Genomic DNA, 23,478 nt, shown 5'->3' with positions numbered 1-23,478 from the left:
CTCCACGGACGCCACGACGGCGGAGTCAGCCCGGCCAGACGAGAGCCTGGACCTCGCTGTACGCGTGCAGGGCGTACACGCCCACGTCCCGGCCGACCCCGCTCTTCTTGAACCCGCCGAACGGGGCCTCCATGTTGCGGCCGACCGTGTTGATGCCGACGCCACCGGCCCGCAGCCGCCGTGCCACCCGGAAGGCGCGGGCCACGTCACCGGACCAGACGTAGTCGATGAGCCCGTAGTCGGAGTCGTTGGCGAGGGCCACGCCTTCGTCCTCGTCGTCGAAGGGGATCACCACCACCACGGGCCCGAAGATCTCCTCCCGGGCCACCCGCATGTCGTTGGTGCAGTCCGCGAGCAGGGTGGGGGCGACGTAGAACCCCCGCTCGAGGGCGGGGCGTTCGCCGCCCGTGACGACGACCGCGCCCTCCTTCCGGCCGAGTTCGACGTAGGACTCCACACGTGCCCGGTGCTCGGCGGAGATCAGCGGCCCGACGACCGTGTCCGGCTCCCGTGGATCCCCCACCTTCAACCGGCTGGCATATCCGGTGAGTTGCTCGACCAGGCGCTGGTAGACGCCGCGCTGGGCCAGCACCCGGGTCGGTGCCGTGCAGATCTGCCCGCTGTAGAAGGAGAAGGTGGTGCCGATGCCGGCGACGGCCGAGGCGAGGTCGGCGTCGTCGAAGACGAGCGCGGCCCCCTTCCCGCCCAGCTCCATCAGCTGGCGTTTCATGTCCCGGCCGCACACCTCGGCGATGCGCTGCCCGACGGCCGTGGACCCGGTGAAGCTCACCATGTCGACGTCACCGGACGCCACCACGGCCTCGCCCACGCAAACGTCCCGTCCGGAGACGACGTTCACGACGCCCGGCGGCACCCCGGCGTCCGCCAGCGCCTCGGCCATCCGGTACACGGACAGCGGGTCCTGCGGTGCGGGTTTCACCACCACCGTGTTGCCCATGGCCAGCGCCGGGGCGATCTTCCCGGCGGGGTTGGCCCACGGGTTGTTGTACGAGGTGATGCAGGTGACGACCCCGACGGGCTGCCGCACGGCGAGCGCCCCCATCACCCCGGCCCTCCCCATGGGTCCGGCGTCGTTGATCTGCGGGGCTACGGCCCACTCGGCGGGCTCCACGGCCGCGTACCGGCGGAATCGGGCGGCGGCCACGCCGACCTGCATCGCGCGGGCGGTCCCGAGGGTCGCCCCGGTCTCGGCGCGGGCCAGGTCCGCGTACGGCACCAGCCGGTCCCGGATGATCGCGGCGGCCCGGCCCAGCAGTTCCGCCCGTTCCTCCGGCCGGGTCCGCGACCACGCCCCGAACGCCTCCCGGGCCGCGGCGCAGGCCGCCCGCGCCTGTTCCGGCGAGGCCTCCGGCGCCCGGCCCACGGTCTCCTCGGTGGCCGGGTCGGTCACCGGGTGGTGCCCGCCGTCCGGCTCCACCCACGCCCCGCCGACGAACAGGGGCTGTCCCCCGCTCACCGGGTGCTCACCGTCCGGGTGTCCCGCCCGGACCTCAGCACCCGGCCCGGCACGGCACCGGTCACCACGTCGTCGCGGATCACCTCGACGCCGTTGACCCACACGGCCCGCACCCCGAGCGCCCTCGAGTCCAGCCGGGGGCTGTCGCCCGGCAGGTCGTGCACCAGCCGGGCCCGGCCGGCGTCGATCCGCTCCGGGTCGAACAGCACCAGGTCCGCGTGCCAGCCCTCCCGCAGCCGCCCGCGCTCACGCAGCCCGAACAGCCGGGCCGGGTCGTCGGTCAGCATCCGCACCGCCTGCTCCAGACCGACCAGCTTCCGGCCACGCAGACAGTCCCCGAGGAACCGGGTGGTGTACGGCGCCCCGCACATCCGGTCCAGGTGGGCGCCCGCGTCCGAGCCGCCCAGCAGCACGTCCTCGTGCTGCCAGGTCTCGGCGCGCAGCGCCCAGGAGCCGGGGTCGTTGTCGCTCGGCATCGGCCACAGGACCGTACGCAACTCGTCGGCGGCGCAGATCTCGACCAGGCAGGCGAAGGGGTCCTGTCCGCGCTCGGCGGCGATGTCCCGTACCACCCGGCCGGTCAGCCCGCGGTTGGCCGCGCTGTAGGTGTCCCCAATGACGTACCGGCCGAAGTCCACCAGCCGCCGGAAGACGCCCGCCTCCTTCGACTCGGCCCGCCGCAGCATCTCCGCGCGGACCCCGGGGTCGCGCAGCCTCGCGATCCGCTCGGGAACGGGCAGTCCGAGGACCGGCCCCCAGCCGGGGATCAGGTTCAGGGCGCAGAAGGTGCCCAGGGACATGTTCATGGGGGTGAGGATCGGCATGGTGAGGGCCACCACCCGGCCGCCGGCCTTCCGTGCCCGTTCGCTCGCGCTCAGCTGCCGGGGCACGCGTTCCGGGACGGCCGCGTCGATGGTCAGGACGTTCCAGTTCAGGGGGCGTCCGGCGACCGCGCTCATCTCCACCAGCAGATCGATCTCGGCGTCGCTGAACTGGTCCAGGCAGCCGGCGACGATCGCCTCGATCTGCGTGCCCTCGTGCTCGCCGACGGCCCGGGAGAGCGCCAGCAGCTCCGCCGGTTCCGCGTGCCGGGACGCCACGGGCTGCCCGTCCCCGTCCGAGTGGGTGCTGGACTGGGTGGTGGAGAGCCCCCAGGCCCCGGCGTCCATGGCCTCGTGCAGCAGCGCCACCATCGCGTCCAGCTGTGCCCGGCTCGGCTGCCCGCCGACGGCGTCCGGGCCCATGACGTACCGGCGGAGCGCGCAGTGGCCCACCATGAAGCCGGCGTTGACCGCGATCCGCCCCTCGAGGGCGTCCAGGTACTCCCCGAAGCCGTGCCAGTTCCACGGCGCCCCCTGCTCCAGGGCGACCAGGGACATCCCCTCGACCTTGGACATCATCCGCCGGGTGTAGTCGGCGTCCTCGGGGCGGCCGGGGTTCAGGGGCGCGAGCGTGAAGCCGCAGTTGCCGCCGGCGACGGTGGTCACCCCGTGGTTGAGGGAGGGCGTCGCGTACGGGTCCCAGAACAGCTGGGCGTCGTAGTGGGTGTGCGGGTCTACGAAGCCGGGGGCGAGGACGAGGCCGTGCGCGTCCTCGCTGGTGCGGGAACCCTGGGTGATCTTGCCGATGACGGAGATTCGGCCACCTCGTACGCCGACGTCGGCGGTGTAAGCGGGCGCGCCGGTGCCGTCCACGACGGTGGCGCCCTTGATGACGTGATCGAGCATGAGGGCTCCTCTTCGACTCCGGGAGGCTGACCTGCCTAGGGGCGCGGGACCGTGTCGGTATGCGGCTCCGCCGCGCGGGCGCGAGCGACCACGACGGACCCGCACCCGCCCGCGGCGCTCACACGGCAGCCCGGAACCGCGAAGTCCGGTGCACCGGATCCGTGTCGATCTTCGGGATCACGTGCTCACCGATCAGCCGGATCGTCTGCAGCGTCTCCTCCTTCGGCACGCCCACCGGCAGTCCGAAGCTCAGCTGGTCCGCGCCGGCCTGCTCCCACCGCTTGCACTGGCGCAGCACCTCGTCCGGGTCGCCGCAGATCAGCAGCTCCTCCTCGATGAGCAGCTCCACGAACTCGGGTGTGTACGCGGGCAGCGTCTCCGGCCACACGGGGAACCCCTCCGGCCGGGGGAACGTGTCGTGGTACCGGAAGACCAGCGAGGGCAGGTAGTGCAGCCCGCCGTTGACCGCGATGTCGATGGCCTCGGCGTGGGTCGGGGCGCAGATGGCCGTGGTCGTGACCATCACGTTGTCGTTGACGAAGTCCCCGACCGGTTCCGCGTTCACGACGGCCGTCTTGTACTGCTCCAGCACCCACTCCATGTCGGAGACCTTCTGGATGCTGAAGCCGAGCACGCCGAGCCCCTTCTTCGCGGCCATGGCGTACGACGGCGGGGAGCCGGCCGCGTACCACATCGCCGGGTGCGACTTCCCGTACGGCTTCGGCAGGACCTTGCGCGGCGGGAGCTGCCAGTGCTTGCCCTGGAAGCCCTCGTACTCGTCCTGGAGCCACATCTTCGGGAACTCGGCGATGGTCTCCTCCCAGATCTCCTTCGTGTGGTTCATGTCGGTGATGCCGGGCAGGAAGCCGAGGATCTCGTGCGATCCGGCGCCGCGTCCGCTGCCGAACTCGAAGCGGCCCTCGCTGAGGTGGTCGAGCATGGCGACCTTCTCGGCGACCTTGACCGGGTGGTTGACCTGGGCGAGCGGGTTGAAGATCCCGGAGCCCAGGTGGATCCGTTCGGTCGCGTGGGCGAGGTAGCCGAGGAAGACGTCGTTGGCGGAGAGGTGCGAGTACTCCTCCAGGAAGTGGTGCTCGGAGGCCCAGGCGTACTTGAAGCCGGATGTGTCCGCCTGGATGACGTACTCGGTCTCCTCCATCAGCGCCTTGTGCTCGGCCAGCGGGTCGGTCTCGGCGCGCTTGCCCACGTATCCCTGTACAAAGAGCCCGAATTCCACGGCGGTTCACCGTCCCAAATTTTTCTGACGCTTCGTCAGATTGCGTGTGTCGGCCGACTGTCGCACCGGCCGTCCCGATGGTCAATAGCTGACGGCCAGTCAGCTGGCCGGGTTCAGACGACGGACACCCCGGCCAGCCATCCACCGTCGATCACGAACGGCTGCCCGGTGATGTACGAGGAGTCCTCCGAGGTCAGGAAGAGGGCCAGCCGGGCGACCTCCTCCGGCCGCCCGACCCGGCCCAGCGGCACGAGCTTGCGGTACAGCTCGTCCAGGGCACGGCCCATCTCCACCGGATCGGCGTCCGGATCCAGCCGGGCCGGGTTGGACATCGCCGTGTCGATGGCGCCCGGGCAGATGGCGTTGACCCGTATCCGCCGGGCCGCCAGCTCCAGCGCGGCCACCCGGGTCAGCCCGAGCACCGCGTGCTTGGTGGCCGCGTACGTGCCCACGGCCGCCATCCCGGTGAGGGCCGTGTAGGAGGCGGTGTTGACGATCGTCCCGCCGTCCGGCAGCTCCGGCGCCACGGTCTTCATGCCCAGGAAGCAGCCGACCTGGTTGACCTGGACGACCTGCATGAACTCGTCCAGCGGGGTGTCCACGAGGGCGTTGAAGCGCAGGATGCCCGCGTTGTTGACCAGCCCGTCGATGCGGCCGTACGCCCGCTTGACGGCCCCGACGGCCTCCCGCCACCCGTCCTCGGTGCCCACGTCGAGATGGACGTAGAGCGCCCCGATCTCCTTCGCGAGCGCCTCCCCCTGGCCGTCCAGCACGTCGGCGACGGCCACCTGCGCGCCCTCCGCCCTGAACAGCCGCGCCTCCTGCTCGCCCTGCCCGCGCGCCGCCCCGGTGACGAGGACGACCCGTCCGTCCAGCTTGCCCATACCGCCTCCTCAGTCCAGCCGGGGCGCGACCTCCGCCCCGAACAAGCCCACCTGCTCGATGAGTTCGGCCCGGCTCCGGCTGCGGAACCGCACCTGGATCTGGTCCACGCCCAGCGCCCGGTAGGCCCGCAGCGACTCGGCGATCCGTTCCGGCGTCCCGGTGAGCGTGCGCCGCCCGACGTCCCAGCCGGCCCGGCCGACGTACAGCGGCTCGGTGATGGCGCCGACCGTGTACTCCCCGTCGCGTCCGGCCTCCTCGCGCAGGCGCCGGATCCGGGCGATCTGCGCCGGCAGCCGCTCCCGCGGGTCCCCCTGCGGCAGCCAGCCGTCGCCCTTGAGCGCGGCCCGCCGGACGGCGGCGGGTGAGGACCCGCCGACCCAGAGGGGCAGGTGCCGCTGGGCGGGCCGGGGCCGCTGTCCCAGCCCGGCGAAGTCGTAGAACTTCCCGTGGTGCTCCGGGAACTCCTCCGGCCCGAGGGAGGCCCGCAGCGCGTCGACCGCCTCGTCGAGCACCGGACCACGCTGCTCGAAGTCCACGCCCAGGACCTCGAACTCCTCCCGCACGTGCCCGGCCCCGACCCCGAGGATCAGCCGCCCGCCGGACAGATGGTCCAAGGTGGCGTACTGCTTGGCGGTGAGCAGCGGATGCCGGAGCCCGACGACGGCCACATGGCTGAGCAGCCGCACCCGCTCGGTGACGGCGGCGAGGTGGGCGAGGGTGGCGACGGGGTCGTACCAGACCGTGCTCATCGCCCGCGCGAGCCGGCGCGGGACGGCGACGTGGTCGCAGCAGGCCAGATAGCCGAACCCGGCCCGGTCCACGGCCCGCCCGATCTCCACCAGGTCCTCCGGCCCGGCGGCGGCCTCCCACGCCTCCGTGTACAGGGTGCTCTGGGACTGGACGGGCAGCTGGATGCCGTACGACAGCCGTACCGGGTGGTTCACGGGGCTCACCCACTTTTTGATGGACCGTCAGATTTTGGCGTGGCCCATCGTGGGGTCCGGCGCCCCATCAATCAAGAGGGACGACGCCCCGATACGGCGCCGGCCGGGTTCAGCGGCCCGTCACCAGGAACCTCAGGTACCTGCCGACCCCGAGGGTGCGCCGGGTGTCCGTGCGGGCGGCCGACAGCTCGCCCGCCACCCGCGCTCGTTCCGTCTGCGCCCCGGCCAGCTGCTTCTGCCGCCGCAGCAGGTCCGCCCGCTTGCGCTGGGCCTCCACACCCCGCTGCTGCCGCTCGCTGGTGAGTCGCTGCCGCTCGTCGGCGACCCGCTTCTGCAGTGCGTCCCGGTCCTGCTGCGCCTTGCCCTCCGCCTGCCTGACCTCCCCGTCGTACTGCGCCCGGAGCGTGGCGATCTCGGAACGGATCCTCGACAGGGCCGGCCCCGACGGTGTGGCCGGGGCGGAGACCCTGGCCCGCTGTTCCAGCGACTGCCGCCAGCCGGCCAGCGTGGTGGCCCTGCCCTCGCCGATCCCGGGCACCCGCACGTGCATGCCGCTGCGGAGGACGAAGTAGGCGGCGCGCTGGCCGGTGCCCGGCCCCTGGGCGAAGGACACCCCGGTGAAGTCGGCGGCGGTGCGGATCCCCGCGTCGGTCAGGGCCTTGATGGTCTTGGCGCCCATGTTCGGGAGGCTGCGTGCCTCGTGGACCGACGTCTGACGCAGCTTCTTCTCGATGTGCGCCCGGATCTCGGGTGCCAGCGCGTCGTTGATCATCCGCTGTTCCCTGGCGGGCAGCTCCGCCTGGCGCTTGCGGGCCCTGTCGGTACGGCGGTTGAGGTCCACGGTGATGCGGGCCAGGCCGTCCCGCAGTTCCGTCTGCAGGCTCTTGATGCGCTTGTCGGAGGCCTGGTTCTCCTTGGCCGCCGTCTGGTCCAGTTTCTGTATCTCCTGCTCCAGCCGCCGGTGGACCTCCGCCGGGTCCTTCAGCTCGCGGGCGCGCAGCCGGAGGCCGCGCACGTGCCGCCGGGCCGAGCGGTGCTCGGGCCGGCGGCGCCGTCCGAGTCCGATCGCGGCGGCGGAGGCGAGCAGTGCGGCCCCCTGGGCGAGCGGCAGGAACCCCTGCGGCGGGGCGGCGGTGACCGTCAGCACTCCGGGAGCGGCCGTGCCGAGCACGGCGGTGGCGGCGGCGAGCAGGTCGGCCGGGCGGCGCCCGGCGAAGGGCGCGACCGCGGCGGGCGCAGCGGTGACCGCCGGCCCCGCGGTGGCGGACGAGCCCGGGGCCGCACCGGCGCCGGCCGTCGCCGTGGCGGCCGCCGGGACCGCGGTGCCCCCGGTGCCCACCCGGCCCGCCATCCACGCGGGTATCGCCCGGCCGGTGGGTGTCCCGGGCGTCCGGGGCGCCGCCGGGGCGGGCGCACCGGCACCGGCGGCCACCGGCGGTGCCGGGGAACGCTTCGTGCGCTTCTGCCCGGTGCGGGACGCGGGCGGCGGCACGGCGGCCGCCGTCAGACGGGGCAGCGCCGAGCACCGCTGTCCGAGGAAGCCGTGCACGCGTTCGGCCTCGGCGCGCAGCCGTTCGTCGGGATGACCGAGCAGCAGCGGCCAGGCCAGGGAGGTCGCCGGGTCCGTGAAATCGGCCTCGGACAGGATCAGGTACTCGCCCTGGTCGTCGTGGAGCTGGGTCCACAGGCCGGCGTCGGTGGCCACGGCGACCAGGGAGAGATGGATCAGCCAGGCCGAGAACCGGTCCATGGCCGGCCCGAAGTCGGCCGCGGTGCGCCGCGGCGACTGGTAGTTGCGGTGGCCGTTCTCCGTCGCCGCCACGCCCTTGAGCGCGGGCACGTACATGCCGTCGTAGTCGACCAGTCTGAGGGTGCCGTCGGCGGCCACCAGGATGTTGCCGTGCTGCAGGTCTCCGTGGGCGATCCCGTGGTCCTCCAGGTCGCGGGCCACCGCGAGGAAGCGGTCCGCGAGGGCCCGGACCGCGGCCGTGTCCTGGCGGTGGCGCTCGATCCAGGTGAGGAGGTCGGTGCCCTGCACCCATGCCATCTTCACCACGGGGAACCAGTCGCCCAGCGCCAGGACGCCCTGTTCCAGGAACTCGAAGCGCACCGGCCACGGCTGGGAGAGCGCGCCGGGGTCGAGCGCGCCCAGCGCGGCGCTGATCGCCGCGTAGCGCGTGCCGATGGAGGAGGTGTCCCGGGTGAAGCACTTCAGCGCATAGCGCTGACCGTCCTGCGCGGTGACGGAGAAGACGCTGGCGAAGTTGCCGGAGATCGCCTTGGGGCCGAGCACCGGGCTCTGCCGGACACTGCCGTCCCTGAGGTCGGGATCGCGGAAACACAGCTCGGGGTGTTGCAGGGCCTCCGCGTAGTTCGCGCCGGTGGGGAACCTTCTGGACCCTCCGGTACCGGTGGCGGGCCGCCCGCCGCGGGACACCGCCATCAGGCCTCCGCTCTCACCTTCATCCGGATCAGGGTCACGTCGTCGTTGCGCATGTGCCCCCGCGCCCGCTGGTCGTCCACCCACTCGGGGAAGGACTCCTGATCCCGTTCGAGGACCATCGCCAGCTGGTGGCCGGGGGCCACGCCCCCGTGCCGCGGCGAGAGCAGCCAGGCCGCCAGCGCGTCGGTGGCCAGCAGGATCTCGTCACCCGGCTCGAGCGTCCCGTGGGCGACCGCGAGCCGGTCCGTGACCAGGGCCGTGTCGTGGTTGCGGCTGCCGAGCAGCTGCGGGGTGACGCCGAAGTCCTCCGCGCTCTCCACCGGGAACGCCCGGACCAGGGCGCCGTCGCGCAGCTGGAACAGGCAGCTGTCGCCGAGGGCGAAGGCGTGCCAGGCCCAGCTGCAGGCGCCGGTGTCCGACACGGTCGCCCTGACCTCCGCGCCGAGCAGGGTCGCGAACGCGCCCTTGGCCAGCCCCGGTTGCTCGTACCAGGTGATGGGGCGTCCCCGCGCCTCGCGCTCGGCCCGGTACTGCGCGAGGTGGGCCGCCCACCGGCCGGCCGACCGGGTCATCAGTTCCTCGACGAAGCCGCCCAGGTCGTCCCACCAGTCGTGGGCGCCGGACAGGCAGTCGACGGCGTCCGCGACCAGCCGGTCGGCCCACGCTCCGGCGAGCAGGCTCTCCGAGGCTCCGTCGGACACGGCGGCGTACAGCGGGACGACGGTGTTCCCCCGGCCGTCCGGCCGGGTCTCACCGGACCAGACCCGCTCGGCGTCCTCGCACTCCTCGGGACTGCTGCCCGCCTTGTGGATCCGCAGTTGCTGGCACTCCAGCAGCGCGGCGACGTCCTCCATGATCAGCGCAGTTCCGTGGCGCGGGTGCCGATGTCGAGGAACTCCACGATGGAGGTGATGTCGGCGTTGTAGACGAAGCCGCGCGTGGTCTCGCCGACGCGGTGCCCCTGCGAGGCCGCGTAGGAACGCATGTGGCTGGGCAGCACGCTGGACATCTGGAACAGCAGCCGCGCGTAGGTGTCGGGCAGCCCCTCCTCGGTGTCCGGGAAGGTGACCGGCGTGCCACCGCTGCCGGAGACGTGCAGGTTGAACAGCAGCACCGCGCCGTCCGCGGTGGCGTGCGAGGCCAGCGAGATGGCGGCGCTGGTGGGGTCGCCGTCGGTGGACTCACCGTCGGTCAGGTTCAGCACGATGGGCGGGAAGCCGCTCGGGTGCGCCTCCACCCAGTTGGCCACCAGGGAGTCGGCGTACCCGAGGGCCCGGGTCATGGGCGTGCCGCCGTTGGTCACCGGGTCCATCCACACGGGGAACTGGACGGACGTCTCGACCAGGCCGCCGGCGCCGTCGGGCACCTTCTTGGTACGGCTCTCCACCCGGGCCGGGTTGTTGGCGACCTCGCCGAGCGGGACGAGATCGCGTCCCGCCAGCGCTCCCTGGAAGGCGGAGCCCACGTGGTTGTGGCCGTAACCGATCACCGCCACGTGGAAGTAGTCGCGTACGCCTTCCTCCTTGGCGCACTTGACGGACAGCTCGGTCAGCAGCCGGTTGATCGCGTCCGAGACGACCTCGGCCCGCGCCTGCGTCCGCTCCCCGCTGACCATCGGATCGCTCATGGAGGCGGACTGGTCCACGAGGAAGATGAAGCAACCCGGGTTCGTCCGGCTGATCTCTGCGGTGTACGGCACGCCACGCCCCCCTTGTTCAGGGCATCACCATACCGAACGACCAGCATCTTCACAGGGACTTCACCCAGGTCAGGCGCCGCCCCACAGCCCGTCCCCGGTCAGCCCCAGCAGTTCTACGGCGTTGCCGCGGACGATGCGCCGGACCACGTCGGCCGGGAGGTGGCCCATCTGCGCCTCGCCGACCTCGCGGGACTTGGGCCAGGTGGAGTCGGAGTGCGGGTAGTCGGTCTCGTACAGGACGTTGCCGACGCCGATGGAGTCGAGGTTGCGGAGTCCGAAGGCGTCGTCGAAGAAGCAGCCGTAGACGTGCTCGGCGAACAGCTCGGACGGTGGCCGGCGGACCTTGTCGGCGACCCCGCCCCAGCCCCGGTTCTCCTCCCAGACGACGTCGGCGCGCTCGAGGATGTACGGGATCCAGCCGATCTGTCCCTCCGCGTACATGACCTTGAGGCCGGGGAAGCGCTCGAACTTGCCGCTCATCAGCCAGTCGACCATCGAGAAGCAGCAGTTGGCGAAGGTGATGGTGGAGCCGACGGCGGGCGGGGCGTCGGCCGAGGTGGACGGCATCCGGCTGCTGGAGCCGATGTGCATCGCGACGACCGTACCGGTCTCGGCGCAGGCCGCGAGGAACGGGTCCCAGTCGTCGGTGTGCACGGACGGCAGCCCGAGGTGCGGGGGGATCTCGGAGAAGGCGACGGCCCGGACCCCGCGAGCGGCGTTGCGCCGCACCTCCTGGGCCGCCAGCCCGGCGTCCCACAGGGGGATGAGCGTGAGCGGTATGAGCCGGCCGTGCGCCTGGGGCCCGCACCACTCCTCCACCATCCAGTCGTTGTAGGCGCGGACGCAGAGCAGGGCGAGTTCCTTGTCGGCAGCCTCCGTGAACGTCTGGCCGCAGAAGCGGGGGAAGGTCGGGAAGCAGACGGCGGACTGGACGTGGTTGGCGTCCATGTCGGCGAGGCGGGCGGGCACGTCGTACGACCCTGCCCGCATCTGCTCGTAGGTGATGACCTCGAGCCGGACCTCGTCCCTGGCGTACCCGACGGCGGTGTCGAGGCGGGTGAGCGGGCGGCGCAGGTCCTCGTACACCCACCAGTCGCCGACCGGGCCGTCCGTGCCGCCGGGGTCGCCCATGACCGGCTTGAACCGCCCGCCGAGGAAGGTCATCTCCTTCAGCGGAGCACGCACGATCCGGGGGCCCGCCTCCCGGTACCTGCGCGGCAGACGGTCCTGCCACACGCCGGGAGGCTCCACGGTGTGGTCGTCGACGGAGATGATCAGCGGGAACTGTGTGGTCTCCATGCCGCTCACGGTAGCGCCGATCTGACGATCCGTCAGCTACTGTTCCCGGGCAACCGCCGTGCGAAGACCGTGTGAGGGCCTTGTGGACCGCGGGCCGAGCCCTGTGATCGGCGTCTCGCACGGCTGACGCAACCGGCCGGAACAAGGCAAACTGACAGGGTTGTTCGTGACGCCGAGGGGGACGAACGCATGGACGGTGGGCCGCGGGTACCTGAGCAGCGGCGTGCCGGCTCCGCGGCCATCGCGGAGCCGGACCTGCTGCGCTTCGGCGTGCTCGGCCCGGTGCGGGCCTGGCGCGGCGAGGTGGCGCTCAGCACCGGCTCCCCCCAGCAGCGCGCCCTGCTCGCCGCCCTGCTGCTGCGGGAGGGCCGTACGGCCACGGCGGCGGAACTCATCGACGCGCTGTGGGGGTCCGAGCCGCCCTCCCAGGCGCTGGCGGCGGTCCGCACGTACGCGTCCCGGCTGCGCAAGATCCTGGACCCCGGGGTGCTGGTCAGCGAGTCCGGGGGCTACGCCGTCCGCGGCCTGCGCGAGGGCGCCCTGGACGCGGCGGTCGGGCAGGACCTCGCGGCGGAGGCCGAGAAGGCCCGCGGCGCCGGGGACCTGGGCCAGGCCCGGGACCTGCTGAACCGCGCCCTGGCGCTCTGGGACGGCGAGCCGCTCGCGGGCGTCCCCGGCCCGTACGCCGAGGCCCAGCGGGCCCGGCTGGAGGAGTGGCGCCTGGGCCTGCTGGAGTCCCGCCTGGACATGGACCTGGAGCAGGGCTGCCACGCCGAGGCCGTCTCGGAACTGACGGCGCTGACCGCGGCGCACCCCTTGCGGGAGCGGCTGCGGGAACTGCTGATGCTGGCGCTGTACCGCAGCGGCCGGCAGGCGGAGGCCCTCGCGGTGTACGCCGACACGCGCCGCCTGCTGGCCGAGGAACTCGGCGTGGACCCGCGCCCCGGCCTGCGTGAACTCCAGCAGCGGATCCTGCAGGCCGACCCGGCCCTGGCGGAACCCTCGGCCCCCGTGGCGGAGCCGGCCGTGGCCGCCGTCCGCCCCGCCCAGCTCCCCGCGTCGGTTCCCGACTTCACGGGCCGCACGGCTTTCGTCACGGAACTGAGCGAGGTGCTGTCCTCCGCGTCCGAGGCGGAGGGCCGGGTCATGGCGGTGTCGGCGCTGGCCGGGATCGGCGGCGTGGGCAAGACGACGCTGGCGGTGCACGTGGCCCACCGCGCCCGCCCCTCGTTCCCGGACGGCCAGCTGTACGTGGACCTGCAGGGTGCGGGCCCGCGCCCGGCGGAACCGGAGACGGTGCTGGGTTCGTTCCTGCGCGCGCTGGGCACGGCGGACTCGGCGATCCCGGACAGCCTGGAGGAACGGGCGGCCCTCTACCGCTCGGTCCTGGACGGCAGACGGGTGCTGGTCCTGCTGGACAACGCGAAGGACGCGGCCCAGGTACGCCCGCTGCTGCCCGGCACGGAGGGCTGCGCGGCCCTGGTCACTTCGCGGGTCCGGATGCTGGACCTGGCGGGCGCCCACCTGGTCGACCTGGACGTCATGTCCCCCGACGAGGCGCTGGCCCTGTTCGTCAGGATCGTGGGCGAGGAGCGGGTGGCGTCGGAGCGGGAGGCGGCGCTGGACGTGGTCGCGGCGTGCGGTTTCCTGCCGCTGGCGATCCGCATCGCGGCCTCCCGCCTGGCGGCCCGCCGCACCTGGACGGTGTCGGTGCTGGCGGCCAAGCTCGCCGACGAACGCCGCCGCCTGGACGAACTCCAGGCGGGTGACCTCGCGGTCAAGGCGACCTTCGAACTCGGCTACGGCCAGCTCGAACCGGTCCAGGCCCGCGCCTTCCGCCTGCTGGGCCTGGCCGACGGCCCGGACATCTCCGTCGCGGCGGCGGCGGCCGTCCTGGACCTCCCCGTGGAGGAGACCGAGGACCTGCTGGAGTCCCTGGTGGACACGTCCCTGCTGGAGTCGGCGGCACCCGGGCGGTACCGGTTCCACGACCTGGTGCGCCTGTATGCCCGGGCCTGCGCGGAGAGGGACGAACAGCCACCGAGCGAGCGGGAGGCGGCGCTGTCGCGGTTGCTGGACTTCTACCTGGCCACGGCGGCGGGGGTCTACGCGATCGAGCGGCCGGGGGACCGGCTGGTGGACCACCTGGAGCCGACGGAGTACCCGGGGCTGACGCTCCACTCGTCCCGTGCCGCCCAGGACTGGCTCTACTCCGAGGCCAACTGCGTCATGGCCTGCGTACGGCAGTCCGGCGGGACCGGCCGGCTCCGAAGGGCCGTCGACCTGCTCTGGGCCACGAAGGACTTGGCGGAGTCGGGGGCCAACGCCCGTGAGTACGAGGTGGCGGCGCTGTCCGTCCGGGACGCGGCCCGCGCGGCCGGGGACGCGCGCGCGGAAGCGCGCGCCCGCACAGCGCTGACGAACGTGCACCTCGTCGCCGGCCGGTTCGACGATGCGGACGCCGAGGCCCGGCTCGCCATGGCTCTGGCGGACGACGCCCGCGACCCGCTTCCCAACTGCTGGGCCCCCAACGACCGCGGCATCATCGCCATCTATCAGAACCGCCACGTCGACGGCGAGCGGTATCTGCAGCAGGCGATCGAGAACTTCCGGGCTGACGGCAACCATGTGGGCGAGGCCAGCGCCCTGTGCAACCTCTCCCGGATCCGCCTGGCCATGGGGCGCACGGCCAGCGCCATCGAACTGGCCCAGCGGGGCATCGACATCTACGACCGCATGGGCCTCACCCTGCGGCTCGCCAATGGCCGTTACGCCCTCGGGATCGCACTGACCCAGGCGGGCCGGCTCGAGGAGGCCCTGTCCCAGCTCACCCAGGCGCTCGAGCTGTTCCACGAGAATCGGCAGCCCCTCTGGGAAGGCGTCACACACTTCCGTATCGCCGAGGTGTATCTGGCGGGCCGGCGCCACACGATGGCGGCGAGCCATGCGGAGCAGGCGATCGCCCTGAAAGGCATCGGCGGCGAGTGGCGGCGGGGTACCGTGCTCACGGTCCTGGGCAAGGCGCTCACCGGCCTGGGGCAGGCGGACCGGGCCCACGCCTGCTGGCAGGAGGCCCTCTCCATCTACGTGCGACTCGGATCTCCGGAGGCCGCCGAGGTACGGGAACTCCTCGACCCCGCCACCGCTGCCTGAGCTGCGAGGACCGGCCGTTCATCGTTCGTTTATCGCGGACCGGCAGCCTTGACCTTACCGAGCCGCCGCGTCGGGGGGCAGGCGGAATCGGCAGGGGCTTCACCGTTTAGGGTGAGCGGCCCGTGCGTCCGTCCGACGACACCCGGGGGAGTCGTCGGACGGACCTTCCGAACTTTGCTGCATGTAGCTGGAGTTGATGATCATGAGTCAGACCGAGAAGCCCGGCGACGTCGTCAAGCCGCTCGACAACCACGCGTCGCTGGTGGATGAGAACATCCTTACCGCCGCGAAGAACGCGAAGAAGAAGGCCGCGACGTCCGAGGCCGGGGTGGCCCCGCAGGACAACCACGCCTCCGACGAAGAGCTGACCGTCATGGACAACCACGCCTCGGGAGAGCGGATCTGACGGTGATCTGACGGGGGATCGGCCGCGGCGGCGCGGAGGGGGAGCCGTCGCGGCCGAGGTGTGTCCGGAGCGAGATTCGCACCGCTGACCGGCCGCAGGGGTCCGTACGGATCAGCCCCGCCCCCGCAGCTCCCCCTTCACCACCTTCCCGCTCGCGTTCCGCGGCAGTTCGGTCACGAACTGCACCGCCCTCGGCACCTTGTAGTTCGCCATCTCGCGGCGGGCCCAGGCGATCAGGTCGTCGGCGGTGAGGAGCGAGCCGGGGCGGCGGACGACGTAGGCCTTGCCGACCTCGCCGAGGCGGGCGTCCGGTACGCCGATGACCGCCACGTCGGCCACGTCCGGGTGGATGCCCAGCAGTTGCTCTATCTCCGCCGGGTAGGCGTTGAAGCCGCCGACGATGTACATGTCCTTGATGCGGTCCGTGATGCGCAGGTTGCCGGACGGGTCCAGGACGCCCACGTCCCCGGTGCTCAGCCAGCCGTCCGGGGAGATCGCCTCCGAGGTGGCCCTGGCGTCCTCGTAGTAGCCGCGCATGACGTTGAAGCCGCGGACCAGGATTTCGCCCGGCGTGCCGGCGGGCACCGGGGTTCCGTGTGCGTCGGCCACCCGTACCTCCGTGCCGGGGATCGCCCGCCCGGAGGAGGCGGCGATCACCGCGGGTGCGTCACCGCGCCGGCACATCGTGACGATGCCGCTCGCCTCCGAGAGGCCGTACGCCGTCAGGACCGTGTCCACGCCCAGTTCCCCGCGCAGGCGTTCCACCAGCCGTAGCGGCACCACCGCCGCGCCCGTCACCACCAGCCGCAGGGCCGACAGGTCGTACGCGTCGCGGGCGGGGTGGTCCAGGAGCTGCTGGTGCAGGGTCGGCGGGCCCGGCAGCACCGAGACCCGTTCCGCCGCGATGTTCGCCAGTGCCGTGTCCACGTTGAACACCGGCTGCGGGATCATCGTCGCCCCGCGCATGAGACAGGCGAGCACCCCCGCCTTGTAGCCGAAGGTGTGGAAGAAGGGGTTGACGATCAGGTAGCGGTCCGTGTGGCGCAGGCCGGCCAGGTCCGCCCAGATCTCGTACGCGCGCAGGCTCTGGCCGTGTGTGATCACCGCACCCTTCGGGCGGCCCGTCGTGCCGGAGGTGTAGACGATGTCCGACACCGCCGACCCGTCCGACCGGGCCGACCTCGCTCGCACGTGCGACGGCGGCACCCCTTCTCCGGCCGCCAGGAAGTCCTTCCAGGTGTGGAAGTCCGGCGGTGCGTCCTCCGACAGGACCACCACCCGCTCCAGCTCCGGCAGTCCGGGCAGCGGACCCCGGCCGTCGGGCACTCCTGCGCCCGCCGCCCGGCGCAGTGCGGCGACGTAGGACGCGCCCAGGAAGGTTCCCGTCACGAACAGCAGCCGGGCCCCGCTGCGGCGCATGACGTCCGCCGCCTCCGTGCCCTTGAAGCGGGTGTTCAGCGGGACGAGGACCGCGCCCGCCGTCACCGCACCGAGTGACGCAACGATCCAGTCCAGGGAGTTGGGGGCCCAGACGGCCACCCGGTCGCCCGGCCGGACGCCGCTCGCGAGGCAGGCCGCCGCCGCGCGTTCGACGCGGGCACCGAGTTCGGCGTACGTGACGCGGGTGCGGCCGTCGACCACGGCCTCGGTGTCCGCGTAGCGCCCGGCCGCCGACCGGACCAGTTCAGGGATGGTGTCCCACTCGGCCACGGCCGCCTCCCCGCTCAGTGACCCCACGAGCTGACTAACCGTCAGATTAGCGGTAATCTGACGGCCTGTCAGGAGAGGGGTTCCACATGGCAGGACCAGGGTTCAAGGACGCCACCGCCGTCGTCGGGATCGGACAGACCGCCTTCGCCAAGCACCTCCCGGAGGACGAGAGGACGCTCGCCTGCCGGGCCGTGCTCGCCGCCCTCGACGACGCGGGCATCGCGCCCGGCGAGGTCGACGCGGTCGCCTCCTACACGATGGAGGAGACCGACGAGGTGGAGCTGGCGAAGGCCGTCGGGTTCGGGGACCTGACCTTCTTCAGCAAGGTGGGGTACGGGGGCGGCGGCTCCTGTGCCACGGTCGCGCACCTCGCCGCCGCCATCGCCGCCGGGCAGGCCACCGTGGGCGTCGCCTGGCGGTCCCGCAAGCGCGGCAGCGGGCCCCGGCCGTGGACGAACACCGCCGTACAGCTGCCCACTCCGGCGCAGTGGACGCGGCCCTTCGGGCTGCTGCGGCCGGCCGACGAGATCGCCATGCTGACCCGGCGGTACATGCACGAGTACGGCGTCACCCGGGACCACCTCTTCAACGTGGCCCTGGCCTGCCGCAACCGGGCCAACCAGAACCCGGCGGCCGTGATGTACGAACGGCCGCTGACCCGGGAGATGTACATGACCTCCCGGTGGATCAGCGAGCCGCTGTGCCTCTACGACAACTGCCTGGAGACGGACGGCGCACTGGCCTGTGTGATCGTCGGACGGGAGCGGGCCCGGGACTGCGCCCGGCAGCCGGTGTACGTGCATGCCGCCGCGCAGGGCCTGCCCGCCCAGCACCACGGCATGGTCAACTACTGGAACGACGACCCCCTCACCGGCCCCGCCTGGACGGCTGCCCGGCACCTGTGGAAACACGCGGACATCACCCCGGACGACGTCGACGTGGCCCAGATCTACGACGCGTTCACCGCCCTGATCCCGCTGTCCCTCGAGGGCTACGGTTTCTGCGCCCGCGGCGAGGGCGGCGCCTTCACCGAGCAGGGCGCCCTGGAGACCGGCGGGCGGCTGCCGGTCAACACCGGGGGCGGCGGGCTCAGCGAGGCGTACGTGCACGGCTTCAACCTCATCAACGAGGGCGTCAAACAGTTGCGCGGGACCAGTACCGCCCAGGTCCCCGGCGCTGCCACCTGCCTGGTCACGGCCGGTGAAGGCGTTCCCACCTCCGCTCTCCTGCTGAGGAGCTGATCATGCTGATCCCGGTCACGGACACCGCCGGCGCGCCCTTCTGGGAGTACGCGGACCGCGGCGAGCTGCGCGTCCAGGCGTGCGGCGACTGCGGCGTACTCCGTTTCCCGCCCCGGCCCTGCTGCCCGCACTGCCAGTCCTTCGCGAGCGAGTGGCGGCCGGTCTCCGGGCGCGGGCGTGTGTGGTCCTTCGTCGTCCCGCATCCGCCGCTGCTGCCCGACTACGCGGAACAGGCCCCGTACAACGTGGTCGTCGTGGAGCTGGCGGAGGACCCGGGCATACGGCTGGTCGGGAATCTGGTCAGCGGTCCGGGGGCGCGGCTGGACTCCGTCGATCCGGCGCGCATCCGGATCGGTGCCCGGGTGCAGGCGGTCTTCTCCGGCGGGCTTCCGCAGTGGGTGCTCGCGTGAACACCGTCCGCCTCACCGCCGACAAGGAGACGGGTGTCGCCGTCGTCACCCTGGACCGGCCCGCGCGGCTGAACGCCATCGACCTGGAGATGGTGGAGGAACTCACCTCGGTGTGGCGCGAGTTGCGGTTCGACGACTCCGTGCGGGCCGTCGTGCTCACCGGGGCCGGGGAGCGGGCGTTCTGCACGGGCATCGACCGCAACGCCGTCGTGCCGCAGCCCTCGTCGCCGTACATGCAGGACGATCCGCTGCTGGGCGTCGGCCCGAAGGCGAACGGCCTGTGGAAGCCGGTCGTGGCGGCCGTGCGCGGCATGGCCTGCGGCGGGGCCTTCTACCTGCTGGGCGAGGCCGAGTTCGTGATCGCCGACGACACCGCCGTCTTCTTCGACCCGCACACCACGTACGGCATGGTCAGCGCCTACGAGTCCGTGCTCATGGCCGGGCGGATGCCGTACGGGGAGGTCGCGCGGATGATGCTCATGGGCACGGCCGAGCGGATCTCCGCCCGGCGGGCCCATGAGGTGGGGCTGGTCTCCGAAGTCACGGTGGCGGGAGGCGCGCTGGACGGTGCCGTGCGCTGTGCCGCCGTCATCGCCGGGTATCCGCCGGAGGGGGTGCAGGGGACCGTGCGGGCGCTGTGGGCGGCCCGGGAGGCGGCGCGTGCGCAGGCGTTCGCCCAGGCACCGCATCTCATCGCCCTCGGCAATCTGCCGGCCGGACGGCAGGCGGAGCTGTTCGCGGGCAGGCCGAAGGGGTACCGGGTGCGGTAGGCCGTGCCCTCGGGCACGGCCCGGCTAGGTGCCGAGCCGGGCGACCGGGTCCACGGTGCAGTGGTCGAGCCGGAGGACGAGGCCGTCGTCGCGCACCCCGAAGCTGCCGACCAGCTCCACCTGGACGCGGGCCGTGCCATGGGCCGGGACGGTGACCGTGGCGGCGTTGTCGCCGATCGCCGAGTCCTGCCCGTCGTCGAACTCGACGTGTGCCTTGAAGTCGGCTTCACGGCCGTTCGGGTTGCTGACCTCGACGGTCGCGTACCGCGCCTTCTCGGTGGCGCAGCTCACCAGTCTCGCCTTCCCGTCCTTCAGCGCCGTCCCGCTGCCCGGGGAGGACGTGGAGCGCTGGGTGGGCCTGCGGTGGTAGGTGCCGCCACCGGTGCCGCCCGAGGTGTTCGTGCCGCCGCTGCCGTAGGTGTCGTCGGCCGGGTCGCCGTAGCCGTCGTCGGCCGGGTCGTCGTAGGAGCCGCCCGAGGACGACGAGGACGAGCTGTCGTGGTCCTGGTGGGAACTGCTGCAGCCGCCCCCACCGCCCCCGCTCCCGTGGTGCCGGCCGTGCCGGCCGGCCGAGAAGCCGGTGAGAGCGAGGACCACGAGGGTCAGCACGGCCGTGAACCTGAGCGTGCGCATCCGTATGTGCATGGCCATGACATCACCCTAACCACCGGGCCGAACCGTCTGGCGGGTGCCCGGCGCCGGGGGTAGCGTCAGCCCTGGACGGCCGCCGTCTGGAGCCCTTCCGTGACAAACCCGGTACGACGGCCGTCACGCGCTACGCGGTCCGCGCGGTTCCCGTGCCCTTCTCCGCGTCCAGCGCGTACACGCACCGGTCCTTGCTGCACGCGTACACCACGCCGTCCTTGACCACCGGGGAGCCGGTGATCTCGCCGCCCGTGGCGAGCTTCCAGCGCAGCCGGCCGTCGTCGGCCTTCAGGGTGTAGAGGAGATGGTCGGTGGAGCCGAAGTGGATGCGGCCCTCGGCCACCGCGGGGGCGCCCACCACGTCGCCGCCCGCCTGGAAGCGCCACTTGGGCGTGCCGGTGACCGCGTCCAGGGTGTACAGGCCCTTGCCGCTGCCGACGTGCACGTGGCCGGCGGCGACCAGCACCGGCTCCACGGACGAGCGGGCCTCGGTGGCGATGCGCCAGCGGTCGCGGCCGTCGGTGGCGTCCAGGGCGTATACCGTGCCGAGGTAGTCGGCGAGGTAGACGCCGCCGCCGGTGACGGCCGGGCCCGGGGCGAAGGCCGGCGGGCACAGGAAGACCGCCGGGGCCTCGAAGTGCCAGCGCACCATGCCGCTCGCCGCCTCGACGGCCAGCACGCGGGTGCCGGCGGAGACGTAGACGTACCCGTCGGACGCCGGGGCCAGCCGGACCGGGACCCCGCCGCAGGAGGCCGCGTCGCCGATGGGGTACGACCAGCGCTCCTCACCGGTGCGGGCCTCCAGGGCGCGCAGCCGGGCGTCCTGCCAGACGTAGACCGTGCCGTCGTGCACGACCGGGCCCGCCTCGGGGGACTCGAAGTCGGTCTGGCAGCCGGTGATCTCCCACAGCTTCTGGCCGTTCGCCGCCTCCCAGGCCTGCACGCCGCCGCCCCGGGTGCCGGTGACGACCGTGCCGCGGTCGGCCTTCAGGGAGTACACCCAGGCGTCCGTGGACAGCCGCCACAGGTCGGTGCCCTCGCGGGCGTCCAGGGCGAACAGGGTGGGACCGTCCGAGGCGTGGATACGGCCGTCGGCCACCCCCATCGACCAGGCGACGTCCCGGGTCTTGAACCGGCGGCGGCCGGTGGCCACGTCCAGCGCGTGCACCTCGAAGGAGGTGACGTAGACCAGGTCGCCGTCGACGGACGGGGTGCCCCAGACGTCGTTGGACATCCGGAACCGCCAGGGCCGCCAGCCGCTCGCCGTCTCCGGGGGCGTGGCGGGCACGGGCGGTACGGCGGGGTCGGCGCCGGCCAGGCCGGGGCGGGGCCGGGACCAGCTGGCCACCAGGCCGGCCTCCGGCGGCGGCGCCTTCACCGCGGCGGCGCGGGCGTCGGCCACGCGGGGGCCCGGCCCGATGGGCACCTGGGCGCCGGCCAGCCGGACCGGGCCGGTGTCGGGAGCGCCGACCGGGGCCGGGACGGGCGCGGGCACCGGGGGGTCGTACGGCGGGGGCGGGGGCACGGCCGGGCGGCCGGCGCTGCGCGGGCCGGCGGTCGCGGCCGGGGCGGGCTTGGCGGCGGGTCTCCCGCCGCGGCGGGACTCGATGAGGGCGACGGCCTTCTCGGGCAGCCAGGCGGAGGCGGTGCCGCTGTCGTCGGAGCCGGAGCCGAAGAGATGGGGGGCGAGCTGGGCCTGGAGGTCCGCCGGGGTGGGCCGGGCGGAGGCCTCCATCTGCATGCAGACCTCGATGAGCGGGCGCAGCTCGTCGGGCAGACCCGTGAGGTCGGGACCCTCGCGGAGCAGCATGAAGACGGTCTCGACCGGGTTGGCGCCGTGGAAGGGCGGGTGACCGGTGGCCGCGAAGACCAGCATGGAGCCGAGGGAGAAGACGTCGCTGGCGCCGGTGACGCTGCGGGAGTCCTTGGCCTGCTCCGGGGACATGTACGCGGGGGTGCCGACGGCGACGTTCGTCATGGTCAAGCGGGTGTTCGAGACGCCGGAGGCGATACCGAAGTCGATCACCCGGGGGCCGTCCTCGACCACGAGCACGTTGGACGGCTTCAGGTCGCGGTGGACCAGGCCCGCGCCGTGGATGGACTGCAGGGCCTCCGCCACGCCCGCCGCCAGCCAGCGCACGGCCTGCGCCGGGAGCGGCCCGCAATCGTTCACTATCTCCTCGAGGGAGGGCGCGGGAACGTAGGCGGTGGCCAGCCAGGGCACCGCCGCACGCGGGTCGGCGTCGACCACGGCGGCCGTGTAGAAGCCCGACACCGCCCGGGCCGCCTCCACCTCACGGGTGAAGCGGACCCGGAACAGCTGGTCCTCCGCCAGCTCCGTGCGGACCGTCTTGATCGCCACGCGCCGGCCGGACGCCGAGCGCGCGAGATAGACCAGCCCCATGCCGCCGGCGCCCAGCCGGCCCAGCACCTCGAACGGCCCGATCCGCCGCGGATCGTGCTGCGTCAGCTGATCCACCACTTGCCTGCCACCTCCCCGTACGAGCCGCGCCACTCTCCATATGTACGCGACCGAAGTGCAGCGTCTCACCACCGCACCGCCTCGGCGGCACGCACCCTGATTCTTCCTGGCCGGGCGGCTGGTTGCGAACCCGGTGAGAAATCGGGGTGTCTCATGCCAAAGCGGACGATTCAGCGCTGCAACAGTGCGAACGACGCCCCCTGATTGTCGGTGACGACGGCCACTCGTCCGTACGACGTCTCGAAGGGTGGCGCCTGCACCCGCCCGCCGAGCCGCTGCACCGTCCCGAGGGCGTCCGCCAGGTCGGTGACCCGGAAGTGGGTGACGAAGTGCGGGGGCATCTCGGCCGGGAACACCTCGGTGACGTCCGCGCGGCCGAAGTCGGGCTCGGTATCGGTGCCGAACAGGGCGTCGTGGAAGAGGCCGCCGTAGAAGACGTTGGCCCCGGCGGTGTCCCGGGTGTACAGCTGCGCCCAGACGAAGGTGCCGGGTGCGTGCCGCCGCCCGAAGCCGCGGTGGGTGCCGGGCTGCCACAGTCCGAACACCGCGCCCTCGGGGTCGGCGGCGAGGGCCGCGGTGCCGAGTTCGCCGACCGGGAACGGCGCCATGACGACCTGGCCGCCGCCCGCCGTGATCCGCCGGCCGAGGGCCCCGGCGTCCGCGGTCGCGAAGGACACCGTCCAGACGGTGGGCATGCGGCCGTCCGTCTTGGGGGCCAGCGAGGCGACGCGGTCGCCGTCCAGCAGGGCCCACACCGAGGAGCCGTACGACGCCTCGAAGGTCCACCCGAAGAGCTCACCGTAGAACCGCTTGCCCGCCTCGACGTCGGGCAGCTGTACGTCCACCCAGCAAGGGACGCCCTCCTGGTACACCTCTTCGTCGGCAGATGCCCTGTTTTCGGCCATGCCGCCAAAGTAACCGGGCCGCGCGCACCCCGCAGACCAGGCACA

18 protein-coding genes are annotated in these 23,478 nt (G+C 72.9%); 5 read left to right on the top strand and 13 right to left on the bottom strand.

The window, feature by feature from the left end; genetic code table 11:
• Positions 1 to 25: 25 nt before the first annotated feature.
• The 9 genes from JK359_RS08260 to JK359_RS08220 form a co-directional block, all read right to left on the bottom strand.
• The gene (locus JK359_RS08260; protein ID WP_201833468.1) at positions 26 to 1,477 is read right to left on the bottom strand and encodes an aldehyde dehydrogenase family protein; all 1,452 of its coding nucleotides are present in this window, start codon (positions 1,475 to 1,477) and stop codon (positions 26 to 28) included.
• Positions 1,474 to 3,309, bottom strand: a complete 1,836-nt coding sequence (locus tag JK359_RS08255; RefSeq protein WP_307788011.1) for an N-acyl-D-amino-acid deacylase family protein — start codon at positions 3,307 to 3,309, stop codon at positions 1,474 to 1,476. The genes JK359_RS08260 and JK359_RS08255 overlap by 4 nt, the downstream gene beginning before the upstream one ends.
• 13 nt (positions 3,310 to 3,322) lie before the next feature.
• Positions 3,323 to 4,441: an LLM class flavin-dependent oxidoreductase gene (locus tag JK359_RS08250; protein ID WP_201833464.1), complete on the bottom strand. Its 1,119-nt coding sequence runs from the start codon at positions 4,439 to 4,441 to the stop codon at positions 3,323 to 3,325.
• 113 nt (positions 4,442 to 4,554) lie between these two features.
• The gene (locus tag JK359_RS08245) at positions 4,555 to 5,325 is read right to left on the bottom strand and encodes an SDR family NAD(P)-dependent oxidoreductase (RefSeq protein ID WP_201833463.1); all 771 of its coding nucleotides are present in this window, start codon (positions 5,323 to 5,325) and stop codon (positions 4,555 to 4,557) included.
• Between the two features lie 9 nt (positions 5,326 to 5,334).
• Positions 5,335 to 6,279: an LLM class F420-dependent oxidoreductase gene (locus JK359_RS08240; protein WP_201833462.1), complete on the bottom strand. Its 945-nt coding sequence runs from the start codon at positions 6,277 to 6,279 to the stop codon at positions 5,335 to 5,337.
• Between the two features lie 100 nt (positions 6,280 to 6,379).
• Positions 6,380 to 8,713 (bottom strand): hypothetical protein, encoded by a 2,334-nt coding sequence (locus JK359_RS08235; RefSeq protein ID WP_201833461.1) that lies wholly within the window; start codon positions 8,711 to 8,713, stop codon positions 6,380 to 6,382.
• A complete protein-coding gene (locus JK359_RS08230) occupies positions 8,713 to 9,567 on the bottom strand; it encodes a hypothetical protein (RefSeq protein WP_201833460.1) in 855 nt (284 codons plus the stop codon). The genes JK359_RS08235 and JK359_RS08230 overlap by 1 nt, the downstream gene beginning before the upstream one ends.
• Before the next feature lie 2 nt (positions 9,568 to 9,569).
• Positions 9,570 to 10,412, bottom strand: a complete 843-nt coding sequence (locus tag JK359_RS08225; RefSeq protein WP_201833459.1) for a vWA domain-containing protein — start codon at positions 10,410 to 10,412, stop codon at positions 9,570 to 9,572.
• A 69-nt stretch (positions 10,413 to 10,481) separates the two neighbouring features.
• Positions 10,482 to 11,711, bottom strand: coding sequence for an amidohydrolase family protein (locus JK359_RS08220; RefSeq protein WP_201833458.1), 1,230 nt, complete (start codon positions 11,709 to 11,711; stop codon positions 10,482 to 10,484).
• Between the two features lie 189 nt (positions 11,712 to 11,900).
• Between JK359_RS08220 and afsR the strand changes: the two genes are divergently transcribed.
• Both afsR and JK359_RS08210 read left to right on the top strand, forming a co-directional pair.
• Positions 11,901 to 14,864 (top strand): SARP-family global regulator AfsR, encoded by a 2,964-nt coding sequence (gene afsR / locus JK359_RS08215; RefSeq protein WP_201833457.1) that lies wholly within the window; start codon positions 11,901 to 11,903, stop codon positions 14,862 to 14,864.
• A gap of 202 nt (positions 14,865 to 15,066) precedes the next feature.
• Entirely contained in the window at positions 15,067 to 15,270 is a 204-nt protein-coding gene (locus JK359_RS08210) for a hypothetical protein (protein ID WP_201833455.1), read from the top strand.
• A 111-nt stretch (positions 15,271 to 15,381) separates the two neighbouring features.
• Here the strand turns inward: JK359_RS08210 and JK359_RS08205 are convergent, their stop codons facing one another.
• Complete coding sequence (locus tag JK359_RS08205; protein ID WP_201833453.1) at positions 15,382 to 16,980, bottom strand: FadD3 family acyl-CoA ligase; 1,599 nt, start codon at positions 16,978 to 16,980, stop codon at positions 15,382 to 15,384.
• Between the two features lie 86 nt (positions 16,981 to 17,066).
• On the opposite strand from JK359_RS08205, the gene JK359_RS08200 reads away from it, so the two are divergent.
• Genes JK359_RS08200 through JK359_RS08190 form a run of 3 tightly spaced genes read left to right on the top strand, consistent with a single transcriptional unit; the run spans position 17,067 to position 19,401 of the window.
• Positions 17,067 to 18,221, top strand: coding sequence for a lipid-transfer protein (locus JK359_RS08200; RefSeq protein ID WP_201833451.1), 1,155 nt, complete (start codon positions 17,067 to 17,069; stop codon positions 18,219 to 18,221).
• 2 nt (positions 18,222 to 18,223) lie between these two features.
• Positions 18,224 to 18,631 carry a Zn-ribbon domain-containing OB-fold protein gene (locus JK359_RS08195; RefSeq protein WP_201833449.1) on the top strand — a complete coding sequence of 136 codons (408 nt, stop codon included), beginning with the start codon at positions 18,224 to 18,226 and terminating at the stop codon, positions 18,629 to 18,631.
• Entirely contained in the window at positions 18,628 to 19,401 is a 774-nt protein-coding gene (locus tag JK359_RS08190) for an enoyl-CoA hydratase/isomerase family protein (protein ID WP_201833447.1), read from the top strand. The genes JK359_RS08195 and JK359_RS08190 overlap by 4 nt, the downstream gene beginning before the upstream one ends.
• Positions 19,402 to 19,425: 24 nt before the next feature.
• Here JK359_RS08190 and JK359_RS08185 read toward each other — a convergent pair whose 3' ends face one another.
• The 3 genes from JK359_RS08185 to kbpA all read right to left on the bottom strand — a co-directional run bounded on the left by JK359_RS08185 (position 19,426) and on the right by kbpA (position 23,433).
• Positions 19,426 to 20,052 carry a hypothetical protein gene (locus tag JK359_RS08185; RefSeq protein ID WP_307788010.1) on the bottom strand — a complete coding sequence of 209 codons (627 nt, stop codon included), beginning with the start codon at positions 20,050 to 20,052 and terminating at the stop codon, positions 19,426 to 19,428.
• Between the two features lie 124 nt (positions 20,053 to 20,176).
• Positions 20,177 to 22,528 (bottom strand): protein serine/threonine kinase AfsK, encoded by a 2,352-nt coding sequence (gene afsK / locus JK359_RS08180; protein WP_201833445.1) that lies wholly within the window; start codon positions 22,526 to 22,528, stop codon positions 20,177 to 20,179.
• 170 nt (positions 22,529 to 22,698) lie between these two features.
• Complete coding sequence (kbpA, locus tag JK359_RS08175) at positions 22,699 to 23,433, bottom strand: AfsK-binding protein KbpA (RefSeq protein ID WP_201833443.1); 735 nt, start codon at positions 23,431 to 23,433, stop codon at positions 22,699 to 22,701.
• Positions 23,434 to 23,478 lie beyond the last annotated feature (45 nt).

Origin of the sequence: Streptomyces actinomycinicus, from assembly GCF_016741775.1 — a bacterium.
Classification (GTDB): Bacteria; Actinomycetota; Actinomycetes; order Streptomycetales; family Streptomycetaceae; genus Streptomyces; species Streptomyces actinomycinicus.
Note: the sequence above shows the minus strand (reverse complement) of the source record. Positions and strands in the feature narration are given on the sequence as shown.

Excerpts from the sequence above, each read along its gene's own strand:
- JK359_RS08245 (WP_201833463.1), bottom strand. The coding sequence starts at position 5,325 with ATGGGCAAGCTGGACGGACGGGTCGTCCTCGTCACCGGGGCGGCGCGC.
- JK359_RS08235 (WP_201833461.1), bottom strand. The coding sequence starts at position 8,713 with ATGGCGGTGTCCCGCGGCGGGCGGCCCGCCACCGGTACCGGAGGGTCC.
- JK359_RS08230 (WP_201833460.1), bottom strand. The coding sequence starts at position 9,567 with ATGGAGGACGTCGCCGCGCTGCTGGAGTGCCAGCAACTGCGGATCCAC.
- JK359_RS08220 (WP_201833458.1), bottom strand. The coding sequence starts at position 11,711 with ATGGAGACCACACAGTTCCCGCTGATCATCTCCGTCGACGACCACACC.
- afsR (WP_201833457.1), top strand. The coding sequence starts at position 11,901 with ATGGACGGTGGGCCGCGGGTACCTGAGCAGCGGCGTGCCGGCTCCGCG.
- JK359_RS08210 (WP_201833455.1), top strand. The coding sequence starts at position 15,067 with ATGAGTCAGACCGAGAAGCCCGGCGACGTCGTCAAGCCGCTCGACAAC.
- JK359_RS08200 (WP_201833451.1), top strand. The coding sequence starts at position 17,067 with ATGGCAGGACCAGGGTTCAAGGACGCCACCGCCGTCGTCGGGATCGGA.
- JK359_RS08195 (WP_201833449.1), top strand. The coding sequence starts at position 18,224 with ATGCTGATCCCGGTCACGGACACCGCCGGCGCGCCCTTCTGGGAGTAC.
- JK359_RS08185 (WP_307788010.1), bottom strand. The coding sequence starts at position 20,052 with ATGGCCATGCACATACGGATGCGCACGCTCAGGTTCACGGCCGTGCTG.
- kbpA (WP_201833443.1), bottom strand. The coding sequence starts at position 23,433 with ATGGCCGAAAACAGGGCATCTGCCGACGAAGAGGTGTACCAGGAGGGC.